Raw genomic sequence first — 19,886 nt, forward strand, 5'->3', positions numbered from 1 at the left:
CCGGTCCCAAACGAGCAAGAGACCGGGAGAAGCAAAACAAAAAACGCTGCAAACCAGCAAAAAATGGCTTGCAGCGGCACTTTTGGCACCCCCGGCTGGGTTCGAACCAGTGGCCTGTCGCTTAGGAGGCGACCGCTCTATCCAACTGAGCTACGGGGGCTTATACAGAAAATATTCAATTTTGCAGAGCTCCAGGATTCGAACGATTCGATTTTTAGGAGGCGGTCGCTCTATCCTGCTGAGCTACAGGCGCATAGAAAGCGATTGGCGGAAAGAAGATCTGCCGATACCGAGTTATTGTAACCCAATTTCCGGGCGGTGTCAACGCTGAGGGGAGAAAAGATGCGGGTTTTTGTTGGTTTTTTTGCGGAAAGCTGTTGCATGGGCCGCGGGGTATGCAGTATAATTAAAAGTCGAGCTGATTATGATCTTATGTGGCGGAGGATGGACGCCCCGCTGCTGAAGGAGAAGGAATATGCAGAACGAAAAATTACGCAACGTAGCCATCATTGCCCACGTTGACCACGGAAAGACCACCCTGGTGGACGAAATGCTCAAGCAGGGCGGCATCTACCGTGAAAACCAGGCCACGGTGGAGCGGGTCATGGACTCCAACGACCTGGAGCGTGAGCGCGGCATCACCATCCTGGCCAAGAACACCGCCGTCCACTACAAGGACGTGAAGATCAACATCGTGGACACCCCGGGCCACGCCGACTTCGGCGGCGAGGTGGAGCGCATCCTGAAGATGGTCAACGGCGTCATCCTGCTGGTGGACGCCGCCGAGGGCCCCATGCCCCAGACCCGCTTCGTGCTGTCCAAGGCCCTGGAGCTGGGCCACAAGGTCATCGTGGTGGTCAACAAGATCGACCGCCCCGACCAGCGCATCCACGAGGTCATGGACGAGGTGCTGGAGCTGCTGCTGGACCTGAACGCCACCGACGAGCAGTTTGAGTCCCCCACCCTGTTCTGCTCCGGCCGGCAGGGCACCGCCTCCTACTCACCCGACCAGCCCGGTACCGACCTGGTGCCCCTGTTTGAGACCATCCTCAACTATATCCCCGCCCCCGAGGCCGATGTGGACGCCCCCTTCCAGATGCTGGTGTCCGCCATTGACTACAACGAGTTCGTGGGCCGGATCGCCATCGGCCGCATCGAGCGGGGCACCGTAAAGCAGAACCAGGAGATTGTGGTGTGCAACTACCACAATCCCGATGAGGCCCCCAAGAAGGCCAAGGCCACCGCCCTGTACCAGTTTGACGGTTTGGGCAAGGTGCCCGTCACCGAGGCCGACGCCGGCAACATCATTGCCATGAGCGGCATCGGCGAGATCACCATCGGCGACACCATCTGTGCCCCCGACGCGGTGGAGCCCATTGAGTTTGTCAAGATCTCCGCCCCCACCATCGAGATGACCTTCTCGGTCAACGACTCCCCCTTTGCCGGCAAGGAGGGCAAGTTTGTCACCTCCCGCCAGCTGCGGGAGCGTCTGTTCCGGGAGACCATGAAGGACGTGTCCCTGCGGGTGTCCGAGACCGACTCCACCGACGCCTTCAACGTGGCTGGCCGGGGCGAGATGAGCCTGTCCATCCTCATTGAGACCATGCGCCGGGAGGGCTATGAGTTCCAGGTGTCTCCCCCCCGTGTGCTGTTCCAGGAGATCGACGGCAAGAAGTGCGAGCCCATCGAGCGCCTGGTGGTGGACGTGCCCTCCGACAGCGTGGGCGCCGTCATTGAGAAGATCGGCGCCCGCAAAGGCGACCTGCTGGAGATGACCCCCGTGGGCGAGCGGATGAAGATCGAGTTTTTGGTACCCTCCCGGGGCCTGTTCGGCTACCGCAACGAGTTTTTGACCGACACCAAGGGCGAGGGCATCATGGCCTCCGTCTTTGAGTGCTACGCCCCCATGAAGGGCGAGATCCAGCGCCGCAACTCCGGCTCCCTGGTATCCTTCGAGACCGGCGAGAGCGTGACCTACGGCCTGTTCAACGCCCAGGAGCGGGGCGTGCTGTTCATCGGCGCCGGCGTACCCGTCTATGCCGGCATGGTGGTGGGCGAGACCCCCAAGCAGGAGGACATCAGCGTCAACGTCTGCAAGAAGAAGCAGCTGACCAACATGCGTGCCTCCGGCTCTGACGACGCCCTGCGCCTCACGCCCCCCCGCCAGATGTCTCTGGAGCAGTGCCTGGAGTTCCTGGCCGACGACGAGCTGCTGGAGGTCACCCCCCAGTCCCTGCGTCTGCGTAAGCGCCTGCTGGACCATGCGGCCCGGATGCGCGAGGCCTCCAAGAAAAAAGGCTGATATAAGATCAAAACAGCCCCCGGAACCACAAGGTTCCGGGGGCTGTTTCTTATGCCGGGATGGTTTTCCGCTTCTTTTTCCGCTGGAGTACCAGCGCAGCGATCAGCACCGCCGCCCCGGCGCAGCACAACAGGATCACCGGCAGAACATGAGGGGCAGAGTGATCCAGCAGCACCACCTGCCCGTGGGCCGGTCCGTCAAAGACCAGGTAGCTGCCGTCCTGAGCGGCCTGCATCACCTGCCAGCTGCCGTCGGACTGCAGGATGGCTGCCGCGGGCCGGGCGGCGTCGGCGCAGCGCAGCCGCAGGGTCACGGTATCCGCCCGGCTGCCGGTGACGGCGTAGGACCAGCCCGCCAGGCTTTGATAGCCGGACAGGGCGGGCAGCTCCGAAAGCTCTGCCAAAGTCACCTCCGCCTGGGGATCAAAGGCGCCCTGAACCAGCAGGGTGGGCAGCTCTCCCCCGGAGGACAGGGTGGCGGCAGGCTGGGTAAACTGGGCCTCCAGCACCAGCGAGCGGGTGAGATGCTCCACCGGGAAATCAGGCCACACGCCGTACTCCCCGTCCCGGACGGGAGGCTCAGGTACCAGACTTTGATCCAGGTCGTCCCCGTAGGAGAAGGGGATCTCGGCCACCGTCTCCCCATCCACCACAAAGCGGTAGGAGAAGGTGAGGAAGTCCTCAGGGATGCCGTCCAGCCGGGAAAAGGCGGCAAAGTCCAGCCCCTCCGCCTGGCCGGTCACGTCCACTCCGTCCAGCCCCGCCAACTCCTCCAGCAGGTAGCGGTTGCCCGTAAGTGTGCCGTCGGACGCTCCGGCAATGGCGCCCCGGTATTCTCCGTCTCCCTGGGCCCGCACCATGGCCCGGCAGTCGGTGAGGGTGCCGCCCAGACCGGCGATGCCGCCCAGCCAGCTGCCGCCGTCCAGATCCACCAGGGCGGCGCACCGGATCACTGAGCCCCCGGTACGCCCGGCGATGCCGCCGCAGTAGTCGGTACCCGTCTCCACCGTGCCCCGGGCGGCGCAGTCCAAAATGGAACCGGCGGCGCACCGGCCGGCAATGCCGCCGCCGCAGTCGTTCTTCACCGTAACCGCCCCGTCAAAGCGGCACTGCCGTACCGCGGCGCGGAGGGAGGCGTACACATCGGAGAGCAGCTTGATGTCCTCCATGTCAAAGGTGGCCTCGGGGTCGTCCCCCACCTCGGCCCCCACAGTTCCCACAATGCCGCCCACGTTGGAGTCACCCTCCACGGTGCAGGCGGCGGTGCAGCTCATCACCAGGCCGGGGCCCTCGGTGATTTCCCCCGAAAGATCCTGGGTGGTAAGCTGCGGCTCCCGGCCCATGTCGTAGATGGCCTGGCGCACCTGATCCAGGGCCCCAATCACCCGCTGGGCGGAGGCGTGAAGGGCCTGATTGTCCGTCCCGGCGGCCTGGGTCATTTTGTCCACCCGGTTCTGGATCACATCCAGCTGGGCGCCGATGTCCGCCGCCGCCTGGGTCTGCTCCCCCAGCTGGTCGGAGTAGTCCTTCAGCAGGGTGCGAATGGCGGAGGCCTCCTGACTGACGGCGTCCAGGTCGCCCTTGCTGTTTTTGGACAGGGTGTTTCCGGCCTCCACCAGATGGCTGGCGGCGCTATGGATGGCCTTGGCGGCTTCGTTTGCTTCCTTCCGGGCCGCCTCCATCTCCTCCAAGGTGTTTTTGCTCAACTTCTCCCACCTGCCGGTGAGGTCGCTGACCAGGCCGGGCAGCTTGTCCAGGGCCTTGGCAATGGTGGACAGGTGGCCCGCCGGATCCATGGTGGGGAAAGGAATAGCCAGAGCCCCCTGCCAATCCAGCTTTTTCAGGCAGTCAGCCACCTGGGTGAGATAGCTGCCCAGGCTGTCCAGTTCGTTGGACATGGCCAGAAGGTGGGTGCGGATGGTATTGGCCTGGGCCTCGATGCCTTCGGCGGTCTCGTCCAGGGCCTCCACCCCCTCCACCAGCGCGCTGTCCGCGCTGTCCAGCATTTGGTTCAGGCTGCGGCGCAGCTTGGCGGCGCTGTCCAGCAGCGTGTCCAGGTCGGCCCCGGCCTCATTGGAGAAGGTGTCCACATGGCCCCGCAGACCGTCCAGGGCATCCCCCAGAGCGGCGGTGTGGCGATCCAGTTCATCGGTCATCGTTCGGTAGTCGGTGAGGCCCTGGTCCCCGGCCTGCTGGGCCCGGTCCCGGATCTGGCCCACCGCCTCATGAATGGCCTGGGCGTCCTCCACCCCCCGGCCCACCGCGCCGCTGAGCTGGTCGGCAAAGCCCTCCATCTCGTCAAACAAAACGCCCAGGCTGTGGTTGAGACTGTCGGCGGGGGAGTCACCGTAGCGCACCTCCACATTGGGCTCAAACTGGCCCACGATGCCTCCAACGTCCTTCCGGCCCAGAATGGGGCCGGTGTTGGAGCAGTTGGTGATGGAACCGGACTGGAGCCCCGCAATGCCGCCGGCGTTGTAGCCCAGATGCCGGTAGCCCACGGTCCCGGAATTGGAGCAGCCGTCAATGGTGCCTCGGGACAGCCCGGCGATGCCGCCGGAGTTGGAGGGTATATCCTGATCGGAGGCGGTATTGATTTCCCCGGCGTTGGTGCAGCCGGTGATGGCGCCCAGATTCTGCCCGGCAATGCCGCCGGCGTTGCTGGGGGCGGAGATTGTGGCCTGGTTGGAGCAGTCCGTCACGGTACCGCTCTCCCCGTTGAGGCCCACCAGGCCCCCCACGTCCTCCTGACCGGAGACGGAGCCCTTGGCGGTACAGTTACGCACCGTTCCGTAGTTCTCACCGGCCACCAGGCCCACCTGGCCGCCGGTGCCGCCGGGGGTCAGGGTACCCTCCACCGTCAGGTCCTCCACCTGGGCACTCTCCGTGAGGGTGCGGAAGAGACCCACCTTGGAGCCCTTGCCGGAAAAGGACAGACCGCTGATGGTATGGCCGTTGCCGTGGAAGGTACCCTGGAAGATGGGAATGGAGGTAAAGTCTGTGCCGCTGAGATCCAGGTCGGCGGTCAGCTCCACGGTGACACCCACCGACCAGGTGTCCTTGGTGCAGCTGCGGGCGAAGTCCAGAAAGGCGTCTTCATCCCCGATGGTCACCGTTCCCGCCGCCCGGGCGGGGGGCAGGAGAGAGCAGAGGAGGGCGGCCGCCAGCAGCAGGGCGGGTACACGTCTGTTGCGCTTCATGGCTGATCCTCCTGTTCTTCGGGGGCTGGTTCCAGCTCCTGATAGTTGCTCTCGATGAGGGCATCCACGCTGCCGTGGATGACCCCCTTGAATTCTCCGTCCACGAAGCCGGACACATGGCCCCGGACGTGGCCGTCCAGCCGCATGGTGCCCTTGTTGAATCGCTGGGCCTGGTCCCGGTTGAGGGTGATGGCGGTGCGCTGGATGATGGCGTCACCCAACAGCAGCAGCTGGGGCAGCACGGTCATCACCAGGAAGATGGAGGTGACGGTGCCCCGGCCCAGGGTGAGACCCACCGAGCCGATGGTGGCGTCGGTGGAGATGCCGCCGATGAGGAAGCCGGCCACCGCCATGATGGTACCCGAGGTGAGGATGGTGGGGAAGCTCTGGCTCAGGGCCTCCACCACCGCCTGCCGGGGCTCCATGCGGGTTTTCAGCTCCAGATAGCGGTTGGTGATGACGATGGCATAGTCGATGGTGGCCCCCATCTGAATGGAACTGACCACCAGATAGCTGAGGAAAAACAGATTGGTGCCGGTGAGGACGGGGAAGGAGAAGTTGATCCAGATGGAGCCCTGGATGGTCAGCACCAGCAGCACCGGCAGGCCGGCGGACTTGAAGGTGAACAGCAGGATCACCATGACGAAGAGGGCGGTCAGTACGCTGATCTTCAGGTTGTCGCCGGAGAAGGAACTGGCCAGGTCGAAGGCGTTGGTGGAGTTGCCTACCAGCACCACATCGTCGTAGTAGTCCTCTCCGATGGCGCGGATCTCATCCAGCAGGGCGTAGGTCTCCTCCCCCTCGGTGGGGGCGTCGGCCACAAAGACCAGCCGGGTCCAGTTTTCCCCCTGGAGCTGCTTGAGCCCCACGTCCAGCTGCTCCTGCAGATCCTCCACCTTTTGGGCTTGCTCGCCGGTGAGGGTCACCACCCCTTTGTCCTTCTGCTCCAGCAGGAACTGGAAGATATCCAGCAGAGGCACCGAGTAGTCGTCCGGGTCCTGGAAAATGGAGCCGTACTCCTCCACGCTCAGGCCATAGGCCTGGAAGAGCAGCCGGGCCAGCTCCACGTCCACCCCGGCCAGCTCGGCAAACTGACGGGGGGAGATATCGTCGGTGAGCATGCGGCCCTCCTCTACCTCAATGTTGGCAAGGCCGGTGACCTGGGTCACCTGGGGCAGGGCCTCCACCCGTTCCAGAATACGGCCTTCCTTTTGATAGTCCCCTCTGGGCACCAGCATGGCGATGGTATTCTTCTTGCCGAAGGCGGCGGTCACCTTCTCCTCGGCAATGCGCCAGTCCGGCTTGTTGTCAAAGTCGGCGTCGTTGGCGTCAAAGACGTAGACGCACCGGCTGGACAGCACCGCGCACAGTATGACCACCAGCACGAACAGGGCGGGCAGGATGTAGCGCAGCCGCACCACCGCCTTCCCCCAGAAGTTGATCTGAGGCACCAGGTTTTTGTGGCGGGTGCGATCAATGGGGCCCCGGAACACCATCAGCAGGCCGGGCATCAGCAGAAAGACGCACAGCATGGAGCAGACAATGCCCTTGGCCAGCACGATACCCATGTCGAAACCGATGCGCAGCTGCATGAGCATCAGGGCCACCAGACCGGAAATGGTGGTCAGGCTGGAGGAGGAGATCTCCACGATGGCCTTGCTCAGGGCGGCGATGTCCGCCTCCCGGGCGTCCAGGCCGTTGTCCCGCTCCTCCATGTACCGGTGGCAGAAGATGATGGCGTAGTCGATGGCCAGAGCCAGCTGCAGCACCACGGCAATGGAATTGGTAATAAAGGAGATGGTGCCGAAAAGAAAATTGGTGCCCATGTTCAGTACCGCCGCCGAGGCGAACACGATGAGGTAGACGGGCACCTCCATGTAACTTTTGGAGGTGAAGAGCAGCACCACCACGATGACGGCGGCGGCAATGAGGAGGATGACGGTCATCTCCTGCCGCAGGGAGGCCGAAATATCCCGGCCCACCTCGGTGGACAGGGACAGGTCGTAACCGGCCAGAGCGGTCTCCACCTGATGGAGGGCCTCCACCGTCTCCGCGTCCCCGGTCTCCCCGTCAAAGGAGATGGAAAAGAGGGCGGCGGAATCCTGATAGTGGTCGGCGGTATTGTCAAAGGTGACCTGGGACACCCCCTCCACCGCCTCCAGCCGCCGGGCCAGATCGGCGGCGGTATCGTAGGTCACGTTGGACACCATCACATCGGCGGTGGCCAGGGTGGTAAATTCCTGTTCCATCAGGGTGAGGCCCCGCCGGGTCTCGGTGTCCGGCGGCAGGTAGGAGGTGATGTCGTTGTTGATCTGTACCTTATTGATGGAAGCCCCGCAAAAGATGAGGGCGGCGATAAAGACCAGAAAGAAGGCCTTGCGTTTGTCCACAATGAAGCGGGCCAGCTTGGTCATGGGGGTTTGGGTGGTTTTTTCCGATTGCATAGGCAGGTTCCTCTCAACTATGGGGAATAAAGCGGTCCAGGTGGCTGAGCAGGACCTCCTCCGGCACCGGATCGGGGCTGGCCAGCCACCAGCGCAGCAGGGAGAGCATGGCTCCCACATAAAAGCGGGCGGCGATCCGGGGGTCCACGCCGGGCAGCGCGTCCCGGAAGGGGGGCTGACTCAGACGGAGACACAGCTCACCGGCGGCGGCGTCCTCCAGCAGGCGGGTCTCGGTATCCGTTCCGCTCTCCAGACAGGCCCGGTACAGGGCCTTGCGTTCCTTGAAAAAGGCCAGGGCGTTGCGGGCCGCCGTCAGAAAAAATTGGCGGGGCGAGTCTGCGTCCGTGGGCACGCAGACGGCAATACATTCCCGCTCCAGTTGGGTCAGCAGGTAATGGAGCAGCTCCTGCTTGTCATTGAAATGAGCGTAAAAGGTGGTGCGGTGGACCATAGCCCGCCGGCAGATATCGGTGACCGACAGCTCCTGAAAGGGCCGCTCCTCCATCAGTTCCACCAGGGCCTGAGTCAGCTGCCTGCGGGTCTTGCGCTGACGCAGATCCAGATTGTCCTCCTTCTTCTCCTCCACAGGGACCCCTCCTTTCATTGGCCGGAACAGCATACCACTTTACACTACAAGTGTCAAGATAAAATACAAATGTCGATTAGACGGAGGGAAAGGACGTTGGATTTACAGGTTGCTTTTTTTCAGGGGAGACAGTATAATGAAGGCGTCTAATTATGGAAACCTATACGGCAACGGAGGGAAATGTATGAAAGCAAAGCGATTTGCAGCCCTTTGGCTGGCGGTGGTTCTGACGATGTCCCTGCTGGTGGTACCCGCCGGGGCGGTCAGCTTTACCGACATGCAGGGCCACTGGGCCCAGGAGGACGTGGAGTATCTGGCGGGCCTGGGTATCGTCAAGGGTACCAGCGCCACCACCTTCGCCCCCGCTCAGAAGATGACCGCCTGCGAGGCGCTGCTCTTCTGTTCCCGGGCCACCGGCGTGTCCGCTGCGGATAAGAAGCAGATCGCCGCAGACTGGGCGGAGCAGCTGAAGGAGATTCTGCCGGAGGACGTATACGACTGGGCGGAGGAAGAGATGGCCGTCTGCCTGGAGACCGGTATTATCAGCGTCACCGAGCTGGAGGCCATGTGTTCCTCCGAGGCACTGCTTAAGTCCATTACCCGTGAAAATCTTGCCATGTATCTGGTGCGGGCCATGCAGCTGGACGCCATGGCGGGGAATCTGACCACCTACCCCATGAATTTTGCCGATACCGCCTCCATTTCCCAGGTGCTGCGGCCCTACGTCTATCTGCTCAATACATACGGCATCGTTCAGGGCAACGCCGCAAATGAGTTTATGCCCCAGGGCAGCCTGACCCGGGCGGAGATGGCCACCATGCTGCGCCGGACTATCGACTTCATGGACGAGCAGGGCATCTATGCCGAACTGCCCGCCTACACCGACTATGCCTGGGTGGGAGGCGTCATTGATACGGTGACGTCCAGCAGCAGCGGCGCCACCCTGATCACCATCACCGGCAATCTGACCGGCACCAGCAGCATTTCCCTGCCGGCCAATGTCGCCATCTATGAGAATAACATTCGCACCACCGCTACCGCCCTGCGGGCGGGCCAGTATATCCGGGTGAATCTGGACGACAAGGGTGCGCCCCAGTCGGCCCGCCTGGGCGGCGCCCTCACCTCCATGAGCGGCAGTATCACCAGCATCGAGCAGGACAGCGTGACCGTCAGCGTCAACGGCGTCAGCAAGCGGCTGGACATCGACCGCTTCACCCGGGTGCAGGTGGGCCAGACAGTGGGGGATCAGACCCTTATTGACGCGGAGGCCGGTTACACCCAGGCCCAGTGCTGGGTGGACGGCATGGGCCACCTGGCCGAACTGAAGCTGTCCGGCGGCACCCAGAGCGCCGATGGTATCCTCACCGGCGTGGAGAACACCGCCGCCGGCCAGACCCTTACTGTGACTGCCTTTGACGGACAGCGCACCCAGTACACCCTGGTTTCCGGGGCCGGCGTCACCATCAACGGCAAAACCGGAACCATCACGGTGTCCAACAAGGGCGACTATGTGAGCCTGCGGGTGTCCAATGACGACGGGGGCAAGGTAATCAGCGCCAGCGTGGATTCCGTTTCCGACTATGTCCAGGGCCCGGTGAAGAGCATCACGTTCACCAAGGATCCCTATGAGATCACGGTGGAGGATAATCTCTCCGGCCGCACCCGGACCTATCCCATTGCCGACGACGCCGTGGCTCGTTACGACGGAGAGGAGATCTCCGTCAAGAACGTAACCCGCAACAGCTTTGCCACTCTCCAGATCTCGGGCGGCGAGGCGGTGCTGCTGGACACCTATCCCGGCTCCACCACCACCAAGGGCGTCATTGAGAGCATCACTTACGCCAATCCCACCATTCTGGCGGTGCGGACGGCCCAGGGCACCACCGCCAGCTTCTCCATCGACCTGACCGACCTGCCCGACGTGGAGCGGGACGGCAAGACCAGCTCCATCGACAAGCTGCGCAGCGGCGACAGTGTCACGGTCACCGTCCGCTACAACGAGGTGTATGAGATCGAAGCCACCTCCCAGAACGCCACCCTGACCGGTACCATCACCCGGGTGGTGCAGGACACCGCCGGGGTGAGCATCGAGGTGAGCTTCTCCGACGGCTCCTCCGAGACCTATCAGGTGACCGAGAGCGTGTCGGTCAGTCAGGACGGCTCCCTGGTGTCCCTCTACGTACTCAAGCCCAACGACATTGTGGCACTGACGGTGAGCGGGGATGAACTGGTAGCCGTGGAGATCAGCGGCAGCACCAGTTCCGCCACTCAGGTGACCGGCACCGTGCTGGTGACCAACACCAAGGACGAGACCCTCATGATCAGCCTGGAGGACGGTACGCCCCTCACCGTGGATGTGTCCGATGCCAGCTTCGTCTCCACCTCCGGGTCTTCCTACAGCCTGAGCAAGCTGAAGGCGGACGATCGGGTACAGATCTACGGCCAGTATTCCGGCAACCGGTTTGCCGCCACCCTGGTGGTCAAACAGTAAACAAAAAAGAGCGGGACCCGGGTGTGATCCGGGCCCCGCTCTTGACTTTTGAGCGGCAAATGAATAAAATAAATGGAACCCATGTGATTTTTGAAACAAAGGATTGAGACAGGATATGGCACAGGACAAAAAGCAGGTGGAACAGATCACCGATATGGAGGTGGACTTTGCCAAGTGGTTCACCGACGTGTGTAAGAAGGCGGAGCTGATCGACTACTCCTCCATCAAGGGCATGTTCATCCTCCGCCCCTATGGCTACGCCATCTGGGAGAATTTCCAGAAGATTCTGGACGAGAAGTTCAAGGAGACCGGGCATGAGAACGTGTATCTGCCCATGCTCATCCCGGAAAGCCTTTTGCAGAAGGAGAAGGACCATGTGGAGGGCTTTGCCCCCGAGTGCGCCTGGGTCACCATGGGCGGCTCCGAGAAGCTGGAGGAGCGTTACTGCATCCGCCCCACCTCCGAGACCCTCTTCTGCGAGCATTACGCCAACATCATCCACTCCCACCGGGACCTGCCCAAGCTGTATAACCAGTGGTGTTCCGTGCTGCGGTGGGAAAAGACCTCCCGTCCCTTCCTGCGCCACCGGGAATTTCTGTGGCAGGAGGGTCACACCATGCACGCCACCGCCGAGGAGGCCATCGCCGAGACCGAGCGGATGTTCAACATCTACGCCGACTTCTGTGAGAACTACCTGGCCATGCCCGTGGTGAAAGGCCGCAAGACCGACAAGGAGAAGTTCTCCGGCGCCGAGGCCACCTACACCGTGGAGTGCATGATGCACGACAAGAAGGCCCTCCAGGCCGGCACCTCCCACTACTTCGGCGACGGCTTTGCCAAAGCCTTCGACATCACCTTCGCCGGTAAGGACAACCAGCCTCACCACCCCTTCCAGACCTCCTGGGGCGTGTCCACCCGTCTCATCGGCGGCGTCATCATGACCCACGGCGACAACAACGGCCTGGTGCTGCCCCCCCGCATCGCCCCCACCCAGGTCATCATTATCCCCGTGGCCCAGCACAAGGAGGGCGTCCTGGCGGCCAACGAGGCCGTCATGAACCGCCTGAAGGGGGCTGGCATCCGGGTGAAGATGGACGATTCCGACCAGTCCGCCGGCTGGAAGTTCGCCGAGTATGAGATGAAGGGCGTGCCTCTGCGCCTGGAGATGGGCCCCAAGGACTTGGAGAAGAACCAGTGCGTGCTGGTCCGCCGGGACAACGGCGAGAAGAGCTTTGTCTCCCTGGACAACATCGAGGAGACCGTCAAGACCATGCTGGACGCGGTGCAGCAGGGCCTGTTTGAAAAGGCCAAGCGCAACCTGGACGAGAACACCTACGCCTGCGCCTCCCTGGAGGAGGTCAAGGAGAAGATGGCCAGCCAGGGCGGCTTTGCCAAGACCATGTGGTGCGGCGATCTGGAGTGCGAGCTGAAGATGAAGGAGGAGGCCGGCGTGTCCTCCCGCTGCATCCCCCTGGAGCAGGAGCATCTGGGGGACGTATGCCCCATCTGCGGCAAACCTGCCAAGCACATGGTATACTGGGGTGTGGCGTATTAAATCTGCACAGAAAAAGCCCGGAGCAAACGCTCCGGGCTTTTTGCACCGTTTAAAGGGTGTCCACCTGATAGCCCAGGGTGCGGCTTTCGCCGGGGGAAAGGGTGATACAGAAGGCCTTGTCCGCCAGCTCCGGACCCTCCCCCGCCACGGCGGGCACGCCGTGCCAGGGCTCGATGCACAGGTAGGGGGCCGCCTTGCCCGGCGCGCTCCACAGGGCCAGCACCGGGAAGCCGGGGAAGGTCATGCGCACCCCCCTGCCGGTCTTTTTGCTGCGCAGCTCCACCCACCGGGACTTGAGGCCCCGGAAGATCAGGGTATCCATCTCGTCAAAGTACCGGTATTCCAGGGGCAGTACGTCGGCGTTCTCCAGGCAGGGCCGGATCCGGGCAGGATCCAGACCGTTGGCGTCAGGTACCAGGGTGGGGCAGGTCTCCTTCTGCTCAAAGCGCACCTCATAGTCGGAAAAGACCTCCCCCGCCTCCAGCGGACAGCGGAAGCCGGTGTGGGCCCCCAGGCAGAAGGGCATGGGGTTGTCCCCGGTGTTGGTCACGGTGACGGAAGTGGTGAAGCCGGTATCGGTGAGCTGCTGCCGCACCACCAGCCGGAAGGGATAGGGATAGACCGCCAGGGTTTCAGGGCTGTCCCGCAGCTCCAGCTCCGCCCAGTCCGCCCCCTGTCCCGCCACAGTAAAGGTGCTGTTGCGGGCAAAGCCGTGGCGGTTCATGGCGACCTCGTTCCCTTCAATGCGCACCTTGCCGCCTTTCAGACCGCCCACAATGGGGAAAAGCAGGGGATTGCGCCCCGACCAGTAGGCCGCATCTCCCGTCCAGATGTATTCCAGGCCGTTCTCGTCCCGGTAGGACACCAATTCTCCCCCCTGAGCGGACACCCGGGCGGTACGGCCGCCCCGCGTCAGTTCCAGTTCCATTTGCCCACGCCTCCTTTTTGTTATCTGCATTATACCGGCCAAAGTTTGGAAATGCAAGGCCGAAGCGTTTGACATGGGGCCCATTCGGAGATAAAATAAAAAGACTACAGATAGGAAGGAGCAGCCGCCATGCTGTTTGCACCATACGAGCGTTTTCATTATGCCCGCTCTCCTCTGGTGGAGGTCATCTGCCAGCTTCGTTTCCCCACCATCCTGTCCATCGGCGCCAACGAGCCCGCCGCCTTCCAGGAGGCCATCCGGAAGGAGTTCCCCAAATATATGACCCGGCAGGAGCAGCTGCCGCCCAAGGTGGTCAAAAACGGCAATACCACCGCCCTGGAGACCCCCAAGCCCATTACCAACTACCACTTCATTTCCGAGGATGGGCGCTGGAAGATTAACCTGACCCAGAACTTTATCGCCCTGTCCACCCTGGCCTATCAGCGGTGGGAGGACTTTGCCATCCGGCTGGACCAGGCCCTGGCCCAGTTCATCCAGATCTATCAGCCCGCCTTCTTTGAGCGCATTGGCCTGCGGTACGTCAACGCCGTCTCCCGCAAGGCCCTGGGCCTGGAGGGGCAGCTGTGGGACGATCTGATCCAGAGCCAGTATATTGGCATTCTGGGCGAGCCCGACGTGGAGGAGAGCGAAATCGTCAAGTGCGCCCTGGATGTGGAGACCCCTCTTGTGGGCGGCTATCGGATGAAGCTCCACGCCGGCCCCGGTCTGGTGGGCGCCAACAACCCCCAGAACGCCAACCAGCCCAAGGAGACCCGCTTCATTCTGGACGGCGACTTCTCCGCCTCCGGCCAGCTCAACGCGGAGGCGGTGCCTGAGAAGCTGGAGAAGATGCATCGCTTTGCCGTCTGCCTGTTCCGGGGCGCGGTGACCTCCACCCTCCATGAGGCGATGGGGCCCACCCCGGTTGCGGAATGAGGGGGGAGATCAAGGTCCGCCCCGCCTGCCGGGCGGAGCTGGACCAGATCTGGGCCCTGGTGGGCCGGGCGGTGACCCATATGAACCAGCTGGGCAATCCCCAGTGGGGGGCGGATTATCCCACCCGGGAGTATTACGCCGGGGATATTGACCGGGGGGAGCTGTACGCAGCGGAGGCGGACGGGCAGCTGGCCGGCGTGGCCTGCATCAATACCGACGAGTCCCCTGAGTACGACCCTCTGCCCTGGACCACCTGCCGTCCGGCGATGGTCATCCACCGTATGGCCATTGATCCCGCCTTCCAGCGCCGGGGGGTGGGTTCCGCCCTCTTCACCTTCGCCGAAGGGGAGGCCCGGCGCCGGGGCATCTCCGCCATGCGGATCGACACCTATTCCCTCAATGACCGGATGCAGGCCCTCATCGGCAAGATGGGCTTCACCAAGGTGGGGGAGATCCATCTCCACGGCCGGCCCCTCACCTACCCCTGCTTTGAGAAGGACCTTCAGATCACAGTCCTTAACCGGGAGGTTACCACACCATGAAGGAACATATGAACTATACGCTGCTGTGCGATTTCTATGAATTGACGATGGGCAACGGCTACTTCCAGACCCCGGGCTACGCCCAGCAGATCTGCTACTTCGACGTATTTTTCCGCAACGTGCCCGACGGGGGCGGTTTTGCCATTGCCGCCGGTCTGGAACAGGTCATCGACTATGTGGAGCGGCTCCACTTTGATGAGGAGGACATTGCCTACCTGCGGGGCAAGGGCTGCTTCTGCGAGGGCTTTCTGGACTACCTGAAGGACTTCAAGTTTACCGGCGACATCTGGGCGGTGCCTGAAGGCACCCCCATCTTCCCCCGGGAGCCCTTCCTCACCGTCCGCGCCCCCGCCATTGAGGCCCAGTTTATTGAGACCTTCCTGCTGCTCACCCTGAACCACCAGTCCCTCATTGCCACCAAGACCAACCGCATCGTGCGCGCTGCCGACGGCCGGCCGGTGAGCGAGTTCGGCTCCCGCCGGGCCCAGGGCCCCGACGCCGCCATTCTGGGGGCCCGGGCCTCCTATATCGCCGGCTGCGCCGGTACCGCCTGCACCCTGGCCGACGAGGTGTACGGCTCCCCCGCCGGGGGTACGATGGCCCACTCCTGGGTTCAGATGTTCCCCGACGAGTATACCGCCTTCAAGACCTACTGCCAGCTCTACCCCCACTCCGCCACCCTGCTGGTGGATACCTACAACGTGCTGAAGTCCGGCGTACCCAACGCCATCCGCGCCTTCAAGGAAGTGCTGCTCCCCCAGGGCATCACCAACTGCGCCATCCGGCTGGACTCGGGGGATCTGACCTACCTGTCCCGGAAGGCCCGGAAGATGCTGGACGCGGCGGGGCTTACCGACTGTAAGATCGTGGCCTCCAACTCCCTGGACGAGTATATCATCCGGGATCTGCTGCTTCAGGGGGCCAAGATCGACTCCTTCGGCGTGGGCGAGCGGCTCATCACCTCCAAGAGCGAGCCGGTATTCGGCGGCGTCTACAAACTGGCGGCGGTGGAGGACAAGGAGGGGAACATTATCCCCAAGATCAAGATCAGCGCCAACCCGGACAAGATCACCAACCCCGGCTTCAAGAAGGTCTACCGCCTCTTTGACAACGAGACAGGGAAGGCCTTTGCCGACCTCATTACCCTGTGGGACGAGAAAGTGGACGAGAGCAAGCCCCTGGAGCTGTTTGACCCGGACGCCACCTGGAAGCGCAGCGTATTTACCAACTTCACCGCCAAAGAGCTGCTGGTGCCGGTGTTCCAAAACGGCAAGCGGGTATACGACTCCCCGCCCATCGCCCAGATGCGGGCCTGGTGCGCCGGGCAGATCGACCTTTTGTGGGACGAGGTGAAGCGGTTTGAAAACCCCCACAACTACTATGTGGACCTGTCCCAGAAGCTGTGGGATCTGAAGCGGGACCTGCTGACGGAAAACGGAAAATAACGAAAAAGCTGCGAAACAAAAAGGTTTCGCAGCTTTTTTGCGGGCAAAAACCGGGGCGCGGTGTTTCCACCGCGCCCCTTGCAGGATCGGGTTTTCTCTGTTCCGTTTCCTTTCGCCTTTCGCCAGAGGGTGAGCTCACCCGGCACCGGCTTAAAAGGAGATGCGGAACCAGCTCATCGCCCGGTCCGATGCTAGTATACCCGGCGGCGGTGCCAAAATTCAGGAAAAAAACGGTATAGGCCGGAGCATAATTGTCCAAACTGGACATAGGATAAAAACGGAACCAGCCCGGAGCAAGGAGGAGCGCGTATGCCGGAAGCTACAAAACGATTTGTCCTGCGCCGGCAGGAGAAGGAGCGGGAAGGGACCCGCCGCATCCTGTTGGACGGGTTGTCCCAGACCCGGGCCCTCATCGCCCAGGCCTATCAGGGCTTCAACGACGCCTGTGATCCCGACCTGATCGAGTCCTATGTCTTTGAGATCAACGCCCTCCAGTCCCGCTACACTTACCTGCTGCGTCAGGTCAAGGAGCTGGACGGGGAACAGGCAGCCCGCACCGGATAATGGGAAGATCCCGCCGCCAAGGTTCTGGCAAACAGAAAGGAGGTGGCGGCGGTGGATACCCTGCTCAACGCTCTGCCCTGGGTGGCGGGGGGCCTGTTTCTGGTGCTGCTGCTGGCGGTATTGCGCAGGCCCCTGAGGTGGCTGGGGCAGCTGGCGGCCCGTACAGGAGTGGGTCTGGGCGTCCTCTATGCCCTGAGCTGGGCGGGAGGCCTGCTGGGGATCCATCTGGGCGTCAACCTGACCAACGCCCTGGTGCTGGGTGTGCTGGGTGTGCCTGGGTTCGGCCTACTGGTGGCGCTGGAATGGATGCTGGGAGCATGAAACAGCGGGGACGCACTCTGAAAAGGGAGCGTCCCCGTTGTGCTATCTGTCCGTTTTGAACCCTTTTTGTGGAATAATTTATAAATGGGTCCTTTTGTGTTCATAGTTTTTTAAAATCCTTATCGTACAATAAGCAAAATAATAGAGATAAGGAGTGGCCCCATGTGAAAAGATCCTTTGCGGCGCTGACCTGCGCCCTGACTTTATGCGCCGGTTTGGCACTGCCCGCTTCCGCTGCGGATTTTACCGATGTGCCTGCCGGCTCCTGGTATGAAGCGGCGGTGGAAGAGGCGCTGGAGAACGGGTGGATGACCGGCGTGTCCGATACCCTGTTTTCTCCCGACGCCACCGTGACCCGCTCCACCGTGGCCGTGGTGCTGTGGCGGCTGGAGGGGGAGCCCACCCCGGTGTGGCGGGGCCACTTCCCCGACGTGCCGATAGACAGCTGGTACGGCATTGCCGCCGACTGGGCCTGCGAGGCGGGGATCATCAACGGCACGGACAAAGGCACCTTCAGTGACGGCACCGTGACTCGGCAGGAGCTGGCGGTCATGCTCAGCCGCTACGACACCTATAAGGACCGCGATCTGGCGGAGGGATCTCCGAACCTCTACAGCGACGCCGGCGACGTGGCATCCTGGGCCAAAGAGGGCGTGGCCCACGCCATCGGCATGGGCTGGCTGGAGGGAGACGGCGGCAAGCTCTCCCCCAAGGGTACCACCACCCGGGCCCAGCTGGCCGTCATTTTACAGCGGATGAACACCCAGGCCATGGGCTGACGGGGCTCCCCGTCCTGGGGGCAATAGAAAGGAGTACCCTTTTACATGGAAAAATCCAACCTCTTTTTATCCTACCTTCGGGTCACGCAGCATATGTCTCAGCAGTTTCGCAACCACTTCGGCCGGATGGATCTGACGTTTCCTCAGGCTATGATCCTCACCGTGCTGGGCGAGGACGGGCCGGTGCCTATCAGCGTCCTGGCCGAGCGTACCGGCAGCGCCAACAGTACCGTCTCCGGCATCGTGGATCGGCTGGAGAAGCTGGGGCTGGCCAAGCGGCAGCGCAGTGAGACCGACCGCCGGGTGATCTACGTCAGCGCCACCGAAAAGTACGCCGAGCTGCGGGATAGGGCGGTCACTGACGTACATAGCTACTTTTCCGATCTGATGAGCAGTATGCCTGAGGAGGATCGGAACCTGGTGGCCTCCGCCCTCCAAAAGCTGGACGAGGCGCTGAACAGAGTGGAGGAGCAGGGGAAGTAATTCCCCGGATAGATTGGAAAGAGAGAGGTGAGCTGGGATGAGGCGCAACGGTTACGACCCTTATCACGGGCGCAGCCGTGGCCGCACCGTGCTGAAAGTCCTGATCGGTGTGCTACTGGTGCTGCTGGTGGTTTCGATAGCGGCCCTGTTTTTCCTGGAACCCTATATCCATTACTCCATTGACGGAGTGCGGCTGGAACTGCCCTTTTTCCAGGGGGCAGAAGAGGATCCCGATCCTCCGACGGATACCGTGCCCATCCAGGTGGCCACTCCCTCCCCGTCTCCTACGCCTGAACCGGAGACGGACTATTGCGGAGTGCTGCTGCCGGTTTCCGCCCTCAGCGACGGCACTGCCCTCACCCAGGCGGAGGCGGCGGGCGCCACCACCGTTCTTTTTGAAATGAAATCCATCGACGGCACTCTGGCCTTTGAGACCCAGTCCGCCCTGGGCACCGCCCGGGACACCGACGGCGCCAACGAGACCATCGCGCAGTTTACCGCCGGGGAGACAGAGACCGCCGCCTATCTGTCCTGCTTCCGGGACAATGCCCTGCCCCGGACCGACCGCTCCCTGTCCATCCACAGCAGCGGCGGGAACTGGTGGGACGACCAGCAGGTGCGCTGGTGCAGCCCCATGTCGGAGCGGATGCGCTCCTATATAACCGACCTGTGCCGGGAACTGGCGGAGCTGGGCTTTGACGAGCTGGTGCTGGACAACTGTTCCTTCCCCAACCGGGGTGGTACTAGCGCCATCCTCAGCGACGACAACTACGACCCGGCGGCCCTGACCGAAACGATGGAGACCTTCTTCCAGGAACTGGATACGGCCCTGACAGACTATCCCGATCTCCAGGTGTCGGTGGTGACCAGCCTGACAGTGCTGAACGGCGGCTCCGACGGCAGCGGCCTTACCCTGGCCTTGCTCAAGGAATACGCCGACCGGGTCTTTGTGGAGGTGCCGGAAGGGGAGAGCATTCCCGCCATCGAAGGTCTGGAGATCGTGCCTATCGTGACCGAAGGGACGGATTCCGGCAGCTGGGCGGTGCTGAGCTGACAAAAAAGACGCAAAACAGTTGAAAAACCCTTGACTTTTAAAAGTTGCATTGATATACTACTAGAGCCGCTTTGAATGGGTTTACAAGTGAAGCTGCGCTTCCGCCCCCGACAGCGAGCCCGTAATGAAGGAGTTGAAAACGTAATGCACGCAATCATCGAGACCGGCGGCAAGCAGTACAAGGTGGCTGAGGGCGATACCCTCTTCATCGAGAAGCTGCCCAACGAGGCCGGCGACAACGTGACCTTTGACAAGGT

Annotated in this window: 16 protein-coding genes and 1 tRNA gene; 12 read left to right on the forward strand and 5 right to left on the reverse strand. The window is 62.4% G+C overall.

Annotated elements, in window-relative coordinates:
- Positions 1-83: 83 nt before the first annotated feature.
- Positions 84-160: transfer RNA gene (locus Q0K43_RS05475), tRNA-Arg, on the reverse strand.
- Positions 161-475: 315 nt separating this feature from the next.
- Here Q0K43_RS05475 and typA point away from each other — a divergent pair.
- Positions 476-2,302: a translational GTPase TypA gene (gene typA, locus Q0K43_RS05480; protein ID WP_297289554.1), complete on the forward strand. Its 1,827-nt coding sequence runs from the start codon at positions 476-478 to the stop codon at positions 2,300-2,302.
- A 49-nt stretch (positions 2,303-2,351) separates the two neighbouring features.
- Here the strand turns inward: typA and Q0K43_RS05485 are convergent, their stop codons facing one another.
- The 3 genes from Q0K43_RS05485 to Q0K43_RS05495 are packed head-to-tail and all read right to left on the reverse strand — an operon-like array spanning position 2,352 to position 8,531.
- Positions 2,352-5,501: a GLUG motif-containing protein gene (locus Q0K43_RS05485; RefSeq protein ID WP_297289555.1), complete on the reverse strand. Its 3,150-nt coding sequence runs from the start codon at positions 5,499-5,501 to the stop codon at positions 2,352-2,354.
- The gene (locus Q0K43_RS05490; RefSeq protein ID WP_297289556.1) at positions 5,498-7,945 is read right to left on the reverse strand and encodes an efflux RND transporter permease subunit; all 2,448 of its coding nucleotides are present in this window, start codon (positions 7,943-7,945) and stop codon (positions 5,498-5,500) included. The genes Q0K43_RS05485 and Q0K43_RS05490 overlap by 4 nt, the downstream gene beginning before the upstream one ends.
- 13 nt (positions 7,946-7,958) lie before the next feature.
- On the reverse strand, positions 7,959-8,531 hold the full coding sequence (locus Q0K43_RS05495; protein ID WP_297289557.1) for a TetR/AcrR family transcriptional regulator: 573 nt from the start codon (positions 8,529-8,531) through the stop codon (positions 7,959-7,961).
- 184 nt (positions 8,532-8,715) lie between these two features.
- Between Q0K43_RS05495 and Q0K43_RS05500 the strand changes: the two genes are divergently transcribed.
- Together Q0K43_RS05500 and proS are read left to right on the forward strand one after the other, a co-directional pair.
- Positions 8,716-11,022, forward strand: coding sequence for an S-layer homology domain-containing protein (locus Q0K43_RS05500; protein ID WP_297289558.1), 2,307 nt, complete (start codon positions 8,716-8,718; stop codon positions 11,020-11,022).
- Positions 11,023-11,137: 115 nt separating this feature from the next.
- Positions 11,138-12,577 carry a proline--tRNA ligase gene (gene proS / locus Q0K43_RS05505; RefSeq protein ID WP_297289559.1) on the forward strand — a complete coding sequence of 480 codons (1,440 nt, stop codon included), beginning with the start codon at positions 11,138-11,140 and terminating at the stop codon, positions 12,575-12,577.
- 49 nt (positions 12,578-12,626) lie between these two features.
- Here the strand turns inward: proS and Q0K43_RS05510 are convergent, their stop codons facing one another.
- On the reverse strand, positions 12,627-13,505 hold the full coding sequence (locus Q0K43_RS05510) for an aldose 1-epimerase family protein (protein ID WP_297289560.1): 879 nt from the start codon (positions 13,503-13,505) through the stop codon (positions 12,627-12,629).
- Positions 13,506-13,634: 129 nt separating this feature from the next.
- Here Q0K43_RS05510 and Q0K43_RS05515 point away from each other — a divergent pair, with 129 nt between their 5' ends.
- The 9 genes from Q0K43_RS05515 to Q0K43_RS05555 form a co-directional block, all read left to right on the forward strand.
- A complete protein-coding gene (locus Q0K43_RS05515) occupies positions 13,635-14,441 on the forward strand; it encodes a TIGR04255 family protein (protein WP_297289561.1) in 807 nt (268 codons plus the stop codon).
- Positions 14,438-14,983 (forward strand): GNAT family N-acetyltransferase, encoded by a 546-nt coding sequence (locus Q0K43_RS05520; protein WP_297289562.1) that lies wholly within the window; start codon positions 14,438-14,440, stop codon positions 14,981-14,983. Before Q0K43_RS05515 ends, Q0K43_RS05520 begins: the two co-directional genes overlap by 4 nt.
- Entirely contained in the window at positions 14,980-16,428 is a 1,449-nt protein-coding gene (locus tag Q0K43_RS05525; RefSeq protein WP_297289563.1) for a nicotinate phosphoribosyltransferase, read from the forward strand. The genes Q0K43_RS05520 and Q0K43_RS05525 overlap by 4 nt, the downstream gene beginning before the upstream one ends.
- Before the next feature lie 309 nt (positions 16,429-16,737).
- The gene (locus tag Q0K43_RS05530; protein WP_297289564.1) at positions 16,738-16,992 is read left to right on the forward strand and encodes a DUF2508 family protein; all 255 of its coding nucleotides are present in this window, start codon (positions 16,738-16,740) and stop codon (positions 16,990-16,992) included.
- A 51-nt stretch (positions 16,993-17,043) separates the two neighbouring features.
- The gene (locus Q0K43_RS05535) at positions 17,044-17,313 is read left to right on the forward strand and encodes a pro-sigmaK processing inhibitor BofA family protein (RefSeq protein ID WP_297289565.1); all 270 of its coding nucleotides are present in this window, start codon (positions 17,044-17,046) and stop codon (positions 17,311-17,313) included.
- 164 nt (positions 17,314-17,477) lie between these two features.
- Positions 17,478-18,092, forward strand: coding sequence for an S-layer homology domain-containing protein (locus tag Q0K43_RS05540; RefSeq protein ID WP_297289566.1), 615 nt, complete (start codon positions 17,478-17,480; stop codon positions 18,090-18,092).
- Between the two features lie 45 nt (positions 18,093-18,137).
- Positions 18,138-18,575, forward strand: a complete 438-nt coding sequence (locus Q0K43_RS05545) for a MarR family winged helix-turn-helix transcriptional regulator (RefSeq protein WP_297289567.1) — start codon at positions 18,138-18,140, stop codon at positions 18,573-18,575.
- 37 nt (positions 18,576-18,612) lie between these two features.
- Entirely contained in the window at positions 18,613-19,629 is a 1,017-nt protein-coding gene (locus tag Q0K43_RS05550; protein WP_297289568.1) for a putative glycoside hydrolase, read from the forward strand.
- 144 nt (positions 19,630-19,773) lie between these two features.
- Positions 19,774-19,886 (forward strand): large ribosomal subunit protein bL21 (locus tag Q0K43_RS05555; protein WP_297289569.1); only part of this gene is annotated, 113 nt, incomplete at its 3' end.

The sequence above is a fragment of the uncultured Flavonifractor sp. genome (genome assembly GCF_944383115.1).
Taxonomy (GTDB): domain Bacteria; phylum Bacillota; class Clostridia; order Oscillospirales; family Oscillospiraceae; genus Flavonifractor.

What these genes read in the sequence shown, in the direction of transcription:
- typA (WP_297289554.1), top strand. Translation starts at nt 476, where the DNA reads ATGCAGAACGAAAAATTACGCAACGTAGCCATCATTGCCCACGTTGAC.
- Q0K43_RS05485 (WP_297289555.1), bottom strand. Translation starts at nt 5,501, where the DNA reads ATGAAGCGCAACAGACGTGTACCCGCCCTGCTGCTGGCGGCCGCCCTC.
- Q0K43_RS05490 (WP_297289556.1), bottom strand. Translation starts at nt 7,945, where the DNA reads ATGCAATCGGAAAAAACCACCCAAACCCCCATGACCAAGCTGGCCCGC.
- Q0K43_RS05500 (WP_297289558.1), top strand. Translation starts at nt 8,716, where the DNA reads ATGAAAGCAAAGCGATTTGCAGCCCTTTGGCTGGCGGTGGTTCTGACG.
- proS (WP_297289559.1), top strand. Translation starts at nt 11,138, where the DNA reads ATGGCACAGGACAAAAAGCAGGTGGAACAGATCACCGATATGGAGGTG.
- Q0K43_RS05510 (WP_297289560.1), bottom strand. Translation starts at nt 13,505, where the DNA reads ATGGAACTGGAACTGACGCGGGGCGGCCGTACCGCCCGGGTGTCCGCT.
- Q0K43_RS05515 (WP_297289561.1), top strand. Translation starts at nt 13,635, where the DNA reads ATGCTGTTTGCACCATACGAGCGTTTTCATTATGCCCGCTCTCCTCTG.
- Q0K43_RS05520 (WP_297289562.1), top strand. Translation starts at nt 14,438, where the DNA reads ATGAGGGGGGAGATCAAGGTCCGCCCCGCCTGCCGGGCGGAGCTGGAC.
- Q0K43_RS05525 (WP_297289563.1), top strand. Translation starts at nt 14,980, where the DNA reads ATGAAGGAACATATGAACTATACGCTGCTGTGCGATTTCTATGAATTG.
- Q0K43_RS05530 (WP_297289564.1), top strand. Translation starts at nt 16,738, where the DNA reads ATGCCGGAAGCTACAAAACGATTTGTCCTGCGCCGGCAGGAGAAGGAG.
- Q0K43_RS05545 (WP_297289567.1), top strand. Translation starts at nt 18,138, where the DNA reads ATGGAAAAATCCAACCTCTTTTTATCCTACCTTCGGGTCACGCAGCAT.
- Q0K43_RS05550 (WP_297289568.1), top strand. Translation starts at nt 18,613, where the DNA reads ATGAGGCGCAACGGTTACGACCCTTATCACGGGCGCAGCCGTGGCCGC.